Origin of the sequence: Halodurantibacterium daqingense (genome assembly GCF_042666235.1) — a bacterium.
Classification (GTDB): domain Bacteria; phylum Pseudomonadota; class Alphaproteobacteria; order Rhodobacterales; family Rhodobacteraceae; genus Halodurantibacterium; species Halodurantibacterium daqingensis.
In genome coordinates this window covers 101,793-109,745 of the sequence record NZ_JBHTFQ010000010.1, presented here as the reverse complement: position 1 = coordinate 109,745, position 7,953 = coordinate 101,793, and the positions used below count along the sequence as shown (strand labels likewise).

Annotated in this window: 8 protein-coding genes; 3 read left to right on the top strand and 5 right to left on the bottom strand. The window is 64.7% G+C overall.

The features are described 5' to 3' along the window. The first annotated feature begins 212 nt into the window (after positions 1-212). A complete protein-coding gene (locus ACFQXB_RS16840; protein ID WP_377406160.1) occupies positions 213-494 on the top strand; it encodes an I78 family peptidase inhibitor in 282 nt (93 codons plus the stop codon). Positions 495-539: 45 nt separating this feature from the next. After that, positions 540-884 (top strand): DUF2794 domain-containing protein, encoded by a 345-nt coding sequence (locus ACFQXB_RS16835; RefSeq protein ID WP_377406158.1) that lies wholly within the window; start codon positions 540-542, stop codon positions 882-884. A 38-nt stretch (positions 885-922) separates the two neighbouring features. Here ACFQXB_RS16835 and ACFQXB_RS16830 read toward each other — a convergent pair whose 3' ends face one another. From ACFQXB_RS16830 to ACFQXB_RS16820, 3 genes are read right to left on the bottom strand one after another with little or no spacing between them, the layout of a single operon-like run. Continuing rightward, the gene (locus ACFQXB_RS16830) at positions 923-1,804 is read right to left on the bottom strand and encodes a C40 family peptidase (protein WP_377406156.1); all 882 of its coding nucleotides are present in this window, start codon (positions 1,802-1,804) and stop codon (positions 923-925) included. Beyond that, a complete protein-coding gene (locus ACFQXB_RS16825) occupies positions 1,801-3,186 on the bottom strand; it encodes a leucyl aminopeptidase family protein (protein ID WP_377406154.1) in 1,386 nt (461 codons plus the stop codon). The genes ACFQXB_RS16830 and ACFQXB_RS16825 overlap by 4 nt, the downstream gene beginning before the upstream one ends. A gap of 30 nt (positions 3,187-3,216) precedes the next feature. Then, positions 3,217-4,482: an MFS transporter gene (locus ACFQXB_RS16820; RefSeq protein WP_377406152.1), complete on the bottom strand. Its 1,266-nt coding sequence runs from the start codon at positions 4,480-4,482 to the stop codon at positions 3,217-3,219. A 147-nt stretch (positions 4,483-4,629) separates the two neighbouring features. Between ACFQXB_RS16820 and zapE the strand changes: the two genes are divergently transcribed. Then, the gene (gene zapE / locus ACFQXB_RS16815; RefSeq protein ID WP_377406150.1) at positions 4,630-5,709 is read left to right on the top strand and encodes a cell division protein ZapE; all 1,080 of its coding nucleotides are present in this window, start codon (positions 4,630-4,632) and stop codon (positions 5,707-5,709) included. Here the strand turns inward: zapE and ACFQXB_RS16810 are convergent. Together ACFQXB_RS16810 and accD are read right to left on the bottom strand one after the other, a co-directional pair. Then, positions 5,706-6,980: a bifunctional folylpolyglutamate synthase/dihydrofolate synthase gene (locus ACFQXB_RS16810; protein WP_377406148.1), complete on the bottom strand. Its 1,275-nt coding sequence runs from the start codon at positions 6,978-6,980 to the stop codon at positions 5,706-5,708. The genes zapE and ACFQXB_RS16810 overlap by 4 nt on opposite strands. Then, positions 6,977-7,948, bottom strand: coding sequence for an acetyl-CoA carboxylase, carboxyltransferase subunit beta (gene accD / locus ACFQXB_RS16805; RefSeq protein ID WP_377406146.1), 972 nt, complete (start codon positions 7,946-7,948; stop codon positions 6,977-6,979). Before accD ends, ACFQXB_RS16810 begins: the two co-directional genes overlap by 4 nt. Between the last annotated feature and the right edge of the window lie 5 nt (positions 7,949-7,953).

Genomic DNA, 7,953 nt, shown 5'->3' with positions numbered 1-7,953 from the left:
TCGCCAGCCTTCGGCCCCTCGAGGTTGACCTCCATGATCTCAAGCGGCTTCCCGGCCTCAACGGCCACCGCAGCTCTCGTCCGCATCGCTGTCTCCTGTAGTTCAGCGCAGATTGGGCGAAACCTCGCGCAGATGCAACCGCTAGCCACGGCGGGCCTTGTTGTTTGGATACCAAAACACAACAGTCGGAGCAGATGACAGAGGAGAGAAAGATGACCCGCGCATCATGCCTAGCTGTACTTGGCCTTGCGATGGCGCTTGGCGCCTGCGCACCGCTTCCACCGACCGAGGACACGCCTGAAACGACAAGTTGCGGCGCCGAGGGCTTCCAGAACCTTCTGGGCCAGAATCGCAACGTCCTTGCCACGATGGCCTTCACCGGCCCTGTACGCGTGATCGGCCCCGATGACATGGTCACGATGGACTATCTTCCCCATCGGATAAACTTTGACGTGGATTCCTCCGGACGGATCCAGAACATCCGCTGCGGCTGAACGGAAGCCGCTTGAATTGTCACTGGACCGTCGTACACTCGTCTCATGACGGTCCAGACACCGAGCCCATTGAACCCCCAGGCGACACCGGAACAGACAAGTTTCGATCGTCACGAACTGGGCGCAATCCTCACCCTCTATGGTCGCATGGTTGCTGCAGGCGAGTGGCGCGACTACGGCATTTCCTGCCTGCGGGACATGGCGGTGTTTTCGATCTTCCGCCGGACGGCTGAGCATCCGCTCTATCGGATCGAAAAGCGGCCCCGACTGCGCAACCGTCAGGGCATGTACGCCGTGGTGGCCATGGACGGCCAGATCCTGAAGCGGGGGCATGACTTGCCGACGGTGCTGCGGGTGCTGGAACGCAAGCTGATCCGACCGGTCGAGTAAGCGGCCCTCCCGACCTTGCGCCGAGGCGTTTCCGGCCGTCAGGCCGGCGCCGACACCCTCGGGCTTTCGGCCCTGTCCTGCGGCGGGCGTCTGCGGGCTGTCACCGGGCCGCCGCCTTGTTTCGCAATCCGGGTGATCGCGGCCTCGGTCGCTTCGTGGCAGGTGGACATCGCGTGGCCATTGGCGTGCAGAATCCGGTTCTCATCCGCCACCAGCGCCACATGTCCCTTCCAGAACAGAAGGTCGCCGCGCTGCAAAAGCGCATCCTCGGGCAGGGGCGTGCCGAAACAGGCCTGCTGAAGATCGCTATCGCCCGGACAGGAGATGCCGCAGGCCAGATAGGCAGCCTGCACCAACCCCGAACAGTCGATGCCGGTGCGGCTGTTGCCGCCCCAGAGATACGGCGTTCCGAGGAAAAGCTCGGCCACGGCCACGGCATCGTCGAACCAGTCGCCGATCCTGCGCAGGTGCTGGCGCGGAATGAACAGGCCAAGATCGGTTTCCACGAAATCCGGATGCTCGGCCACTGCGGTGACACCTGCCCCGAAAGACAGGGCGCAGCGTTCAATCAACTTGATATCCGGCCCGGGATATCCGTGGCTTCCCGGCGCGGCGATCCAATGCGTCGCCACCCTGTCGGGTCCGAGCGCCTCGGCGCGTATCCAGCCGCAATAGCCGTCGCGGGCGATCTGCCCATAGGCCATGTCCTGACGCCGCTCCAGCACCAGAACCCGTTCGCCCAGAAGAACCTGACGATCTCGCGGCCCGTCCGGCGCGGCAAGCAGGTCGGCAACCGGAAGGATGACGCGGTGCCATTCGCCCTCGACGAACTGTTCGGCATCGACCTGGCCCCACAGGCTGGCGGCGGCGACCTTCCCGTTGAACGGGATCAGGCGCCGGTCATGGATAGGGGTCCTCACAGGTCAAGAACCCGTGGCAGTGCTGCAAGCAGTGCCCGCGCCCCCTGCCCCACACCGCCCTTGGGGCGGGCCGGGGCATCGCTGGGTTGCCAGCCATAGATGTCGAAATGAACGTAGCGCGGGCTCGCCTCGACAAAGCGGCGCAGGAACAGGGCGGCGGTGATCGACCCGGCAAAGCCACCCTTCGGCGCATTGTCGAGATCGGCGATTCCGGGCTCGATCATCGTTTCGTAAGGGGACCAGAACGGCAGCCTCCAGACCGGATCGCAAGCTGCCGGAGCCTCGGCCTCCAGCGCCGCGGCAAGCTGCGCATCATCGGTGTAATAGGGCGCGAGATCGGGACCGACAGCCACACGCGCCGCCCCGGTCAGCGTGGCCATGGAAACCAGCAGATCGGGTTTTTCCTCATCTGCCAGGGCAAGCGCGTCAGCCAGAACCAGCCGACCCTCGGCATCGGTATTGTTGATCTCGACGGTCAGACCCTTGCGCGAGGTGAGAATGTCCTGCGGGCGCATCGCATTGCCGGCAACCGCGTTTTCAACGGCAGGAACCAGCACGCGCAGCCGCAGCGGCAGCCGCAGGGCCATGATCATCTGCGCGAGGCCAAGAACAGTCGCGGCGCCGCCCATGTCCTTCTTCATCAACCCCATCGAGGCCGAGGGCTTCAGATCAAGCCCCCCGGTATCAAAACAGACCCCCTTGCCCACAAGCGTGACCAGCGGCCCCGCCGACCCCCAACGCATGTCCAGAAGGCGCGGCGCGCGCACCGATGCACGCCCGACGGCGTGGATCATCGGGAAATTCTGCGCAAGCAGATCATCGCCGCGAATGACATTCGTCCGCGCGTCGAACTGCCGGGCAAGGCCAAGGAAGGCCTCCTCAAGCTCTTGCGGGCCCATGTCGCTGGCGGGCGTGTTGATCAGGTCGCGTGTCAATACCTCGCCGGCGGCCAAGGCCTCGATCCGCGCTGCATCGACGCCATCCGGGGCGACCAGTCGCGCGCGCAACGGCGCCGCCTTGGCATAACGGTCAAACCGATAGCCCTGCAGAAGCCAGCCCAGCGCCGCTTCCTGCAGCGCCACGGACGGAAGATCGTGAACAAGATGCCAGTTTCCTTCCGGCAGGCGCGCCGCGGCCCGCGCCAGGACAAAGCGGCCGCGGGCCTGATCGCGCGCAGTGCCAAGCCCCGCCACCGCGCCTGCGATCGCCCCCTCGGCACCCGGCAGCAGGCACAACTCCCCGGCGCCGGCAGAAAATCCGCAGCCTGTCAGCCAGTTGCGCTCGGCGGTGCTGCGCCTGGCGACCCAGTCTTCAAACTGATCGGCGGCAACCACATGTAGCGGCAATGATGCGGCATCAGCGGGCGCGAAGATAAACGTCATCGGATATTCCTTGCAGGTTTTGCGGTCAGCCTAACGGGCCGGCACGGCGGGGGAAAGGGCAAGCGCCTCCATCGGGCGTTCGCGCACAGGAAGATGCACCAGCGCCGAAAAGGCCCCCACGCCGACCCCGATCCACCAGACCAGCGTGTAATCGCCCGTGATGTCATACATGCGGCCACCCAGCCACACCCCGAGGAACGAGCCCAGCTGGTGACTGAAGAACACAAGGCCATAAAGCGTGCCCATGTAGCGCAGCCCGTAGATATGCGCGACCAGTCCCGAGGTCAGGGGCACCGTCGCCAGCCAGAGACTGCCCATCGCCACCGAGAAAAGGATGACCGATCCGGGCGTGATCGGCATCAGGATGAACACCCCTGCCACCACCGTTCGCGCCGCATAGATCCCGGCCAGCAGGTATTTGCGGCTGTAGCGTTTTCCAAGCCAGCCCGCGAAGATCGTGCCGCCGATATTGGCAAGGCCGATCAGCGATATCGCCACGGCACCCAGCGTCTGTGTCGAGGACACGCCCAGCGAGGCGAGCATGCCGGCGGGATCGATGCCCGCGCACATCTCGGTGACAAAGGCCGGAAAATGCGCCGTGATGAAGGCAAGCTGATAGCCACAGGAAAAGAAGCCAAGGAAAATCAGCGTGAAGGAAGGATCGCGGCAGGCGCGCACAAGGACGCTGCCCATGCTTTCTTCCAGCGTGGCGCGGCTTGCCGGTGCGGGGCTTCGCATCATCGGCAGCGCAAGAAGCGAGGCCAGAATGACGCCGGCAAAGATCAGAAACACGGCTTGCCAGCTGAACAGTCCCAGCAGGGCCTCGGCAACCGGTGCGCCGAAAACCTGCCCGGCCGAACCCGCCGCCGTTGCAATGCCCAGCGCAACAGAGCGGTTTTCATCCGAGGCTGCGCGGCCCACCACTGCAAGCACAACACCGAAACCAGTGCCTGCGATGCCGAATCCGACAAGAATTTCGAGCATCTGATGCTGACCTGGCGTCACTGCATAAGCCGAAAGCACCAGCCCCGCCGCATAGGTCAGCGCCCCCGCGACGATTGCACGCCGGTCACCGAACTTTTCGGCAAGCGCGCCGAAAATCGGCTGGCCAAAGCCCCAGGCAAGGTTCTGGATCGCGATTGCCAGGCTGAACTCGGCCCGCGCCCAGCCGTATTCCTCCGCAATCGGGATCTGGAACACGCCAAAGCTGGCCCGCACCGCGAAACTCAGCATGATGATGATGCAACCGCCGATCAGGACGGGGGTGAACAGCGGGGCGCGGTGGCTTTGCGGCATTGCAAGAACTCCTGCACGCGGCATTTCCGCGCGCCCGGCAGGTTTCGCCGATCGCAGGGCAAGGTCAACCGCGAATTTCTGCAGCTTCTCATCGCGAGTCGTGATGGGCGGCTTCCAAACCCCGACGCGCGGCGCTATGCAGCCGGCATGAGCCAGAGCCTGATCGAGATCTATGATGCCCGGGTGGCCCAAGGCGCGCTGCGCCCCGACCCCGCCCAACGTGCCGTCCTGCCCCTTATGGAAACACTCCGTCAGGGCCTTCAGGACCGCGCGGCGCAGCGTCGAGGCTTCCTGACAGGGCTTCTGTCGCGCAAGTCCCCGCCGCCGAAAGGGCTTTACCTCTGGGGAGGTGTCGGACGCGGCAAGTCCATGCTCATGGATCTGTTCACCGAAGCCGTGGACATCCCCGGCAAGCGCCGGGTGCATTTCCACGCATTCATGCAGGAAATCCACGCCGGAATGCACGCCGCCCGCCAGCAGGGGGTGGATGATGCGCTTGCCCCGGTAGCACAACAGGTTGCGTCGGACCTGCGGCTGCTGTGCTTTGACGAAATGCAGATCACCGACATCACCGATGCGATGATCGTGGGGCGCCTGTTCCAGATGCTCTTCGATGCGGGCGTGGTGGTGGTGACCACCTCCAACCGGCCCCCAAATGATCTTTACAAGGACGGGTTGAACCGCGCGATCTTCCTGCCTTTCATCGGCCTTCTGAAAGAGCGGATGCATGTGCACGCGCTCGACAGCGACACGGACTATCGGCAGGACAGGCTCAGTGGGGCGCAGGTCTATTTCACGCCTGCGGGCGCGGCTGCCCGCAAGGCAATCGATGCGATCTGGGCCGATCTGGTGCCGGAACCGGCCGGACCGCTTGACCTGACGGTCAAGGGAAGGAAAGTGCGCCTGCCCGCCTTTCACAACGGCATCGCGCGGGCCTCGTTCTGGGACCTCTGTGGTCAGCCCCTGGGCCCGGCCGATTACCTGGCCATCGCCGAGGCAGTGCGGCTTCTGGTGATCGAGGATATCCCGCGCCTTTCGGCCAGCAATTTCAACGAAGCGAAGCGCTTCGTCACCCTGATCGACGCGCTTTACGAGGCGAAGGTCCGTCTTGTCGCCAGCGCCGCCGACAGTCCCGAACGGCTTTACAACGAAGGCACTGGCAGCTTCGAGTTCGAGCGCACCGCCAGCCGCCTGCGCGAAATGCAGGCGGCGGACTGGGCCTCCTAGCCGTTGTCGCGCAGAACCGATCCGGCCAGGTAAAGCGAGCCACAGATCAGAACCCGCGCGGCCGGATCATCTGCAACGATCCGCGCCAGCGCCTCGGACACCGAGCGGGCGGTCTCTGCGGTGATCCCCGCAGCCTTGGCCGCGACACGCGTGTCATCCGCGCTCAGCGTTGCGGTTTCACCCGGGATCGACACGGCGTAAAGCCGGTCGGCATGAGCTGCGAGCGGACGAAGGTAGCCGGCAATATCCTTGGTGTTCAGCATCCCGCAGATCAGCCGGGTGTTCCGGGCAGGCATCCGCGCCAGAGTGGCGGCCAAAGCCTCGCCCGCCGATGGGTTGTGCCCCCCGTCAAGCCACAACTCGGCCTGCGGTGCGCTCTCGGCAAGCGGTCCGCGCCGCAGCCGCTGCATCCGGGCCGGCCATTCTGCCTGCGATACGGCCGCCGCGCATGCGACCTCGTCCAGGCCGAGGTGCCGAAGCGCGGCAACCGCTGCGCCGGCGTTCTGCACCTGATGCGCACCCGGCAGGTTCGGCAACGGCAAGTCCAGAAGGCCGTTTTCATCCTGAAAGACAAGCCGGTCGCGTTCTTCCCAGACATGCCAGTTCTGGCCATATGCCAGCAGCGGCGCGCCAAGGCGCGCGGCAGTCCGTTCGATCACCGCAAGGGCGGCATCATCCTGCGGACCGACGACACAGGGAACGTCGCGCTTGATGATTCCCGCCTTTTCAGCGGCGATTTCCGGCAGCGTTTCACCCAGATACTGCTGATGATCCAGCGACACCGGGGTAATTACCGTCAGGGCCGGACGCTCCACCACATTGGTGGCATCCAGACGCCCGCCAAGCCCGACCTCGAGCAGCGTGTAATCCGCGGGGCAACGCGCAAAGGCCAGCAGGGCAGCGCAGGTCGTGATCTCGAAATAGGTGATGCCCTCGCCGCCATTCGCGGTCTCGCATTCATCCAACAGCGCCGACAGCGCGGGTTCGGACACAAGCTCTCCGGCCAGCCGGATCCGTTCGTGGAACCGCACAAGATGCGGCGAGGTATAGGCATGGACGCGCTTGCCCGCCGCCTCGAGCCCGGCGCGTATCATCGCCTGGGTCGATCCCTTGCCGTTGGTGCCGGCGATATGGATCACCGGCGGCAGCGCCTTTTCGGGATGGCCAAGGCTGGCCAGCAGGCGCCAGACGCGTTCCAGCGTCAGGTCGATGATCTTTGGGTGAAGCGACATCATCCGTTGCAGGATGATGTCGGATGAGGGCGCGCTCATGGCTTGGCGTCGTTGGCCGCAATCTCGTCCGCGGCCGGTTGCGGTGCGGGCTCGGCCGGTGCGGCAAGCTCGGGCGCGGCGTCGGACGCAGGCGCCGGAAGATCGGCCACCACGACAGGCGGCTGGTTCGTCAGCATCCGCAGAATGGTCACAAGCTCATCCCGGAGGGCCTTGCGATGGGTGACGCGATCGAGCATTCCGTGATCCAGCAGATATTCGGCCCGCTGGAAGCCCTCGGGCAGTTTCTCGCGGATGGTCTGCTCGATCACCCGAGGCCCGGCAAAGCAGATCAACGCATTGGGTTCGGCAATCTGGACATCGCCCAGCATCGCATAGGATGCCGTGACGCCGCCGGTCGTCGGATGGGTCAGCACCACGATATAGGGCAGACCGGCCTCTTTCAGCATCTGCACGGCTACCGTGGTCCGCGGCATCTGCATCAGCGACAGGATACCTTCCTGCATCCGTGCCCCACCGGCTGCGGAAAACAGTACGAGCGGGCGTTTCAGCAATACGGCGCGTTCGGCGGCGGCGATGATCGCATTTCCGACATACATGCCCATCGAGCCGCCCATGAAGCTGAAATCCTGCGCCGCTGCGACAATCGGCGTGCGCCCGATCTCGCCTTCGGCGACCAGCATCGCCTCTTTCTCGCCGGTGGATTTCTGCGCCGCCTTCATGCGGTCGGGATACTTCTTCTGATCCCGGAACTGCAGCGGGTCAGTCACCGGCTCGGGGACTTTCACCTCGTTGAAGATCCCGCCGTCGAACAGCGCGACGAAACGCGCCCGGGGCGTGATGCCCATGTGATGGTCGCAGTTGCTGCAGACATTCAGATTGTCGGCCAGTTCGCGGTGGAACAGCATCGTTCCGCACTCAGGGCATTTCGTCCACAGATTCTCGGGCACCTCGCGACGCGAGAACAACGAGTTGATCTTGGGGCGGACGTAATTCGTGATCCAGTTCATGCGGC

Coding starts and splice junctions, on each gene's coding strand:
- ACFQXB_RS16825 (WP_377406154.1), bottom strand. CDS start 3,186: ATGACGTTTATCTTCGCGCCCGCTGATGCCGCATCATTGCCGCTACAT.
- ACFQXB_RS16820 (WP_377406152.1), bottom strand. CDS start 4,482: ATGCCGCAAAGCCACCGCGCCCCGCTGTTCACCCCCGTCCTGATCGGC.
- zapE (WP_377406150.1), top strand. CDS start 4,630: ATGAGCCAGAGCCTGATCGAGATCTATGATGCCCGGGTGGCCCAAGGC.
- ACFQXB_RS16835 (WP_377406158.1), top strand. CDS start 540: ATGACGGTCCAGACACCGAGCCCATTGAACCCCCAGGCGACACCGGAA.
- accD (WP_377406146.1), bottom strand. CDS start 7,948: ATGAACTGGATCACGAATTACGTCCGCCCCAAGATCAACTCGTTGTTC.
- ACFQXB_RS16810 (WP_377406148.1), bottom strand. CDS start 6,980: ATGAGCGCGCCCTCATCCGACATCATCCTGCAACGGATGATGTCGCTT.
- ACFQXB_RS16840 (WP_377406160.1), top strand. CDS start 213: ATGACCCGCGCATCATGCCTAGCTGTACTTGGCCTTGCGATGGCGCTT.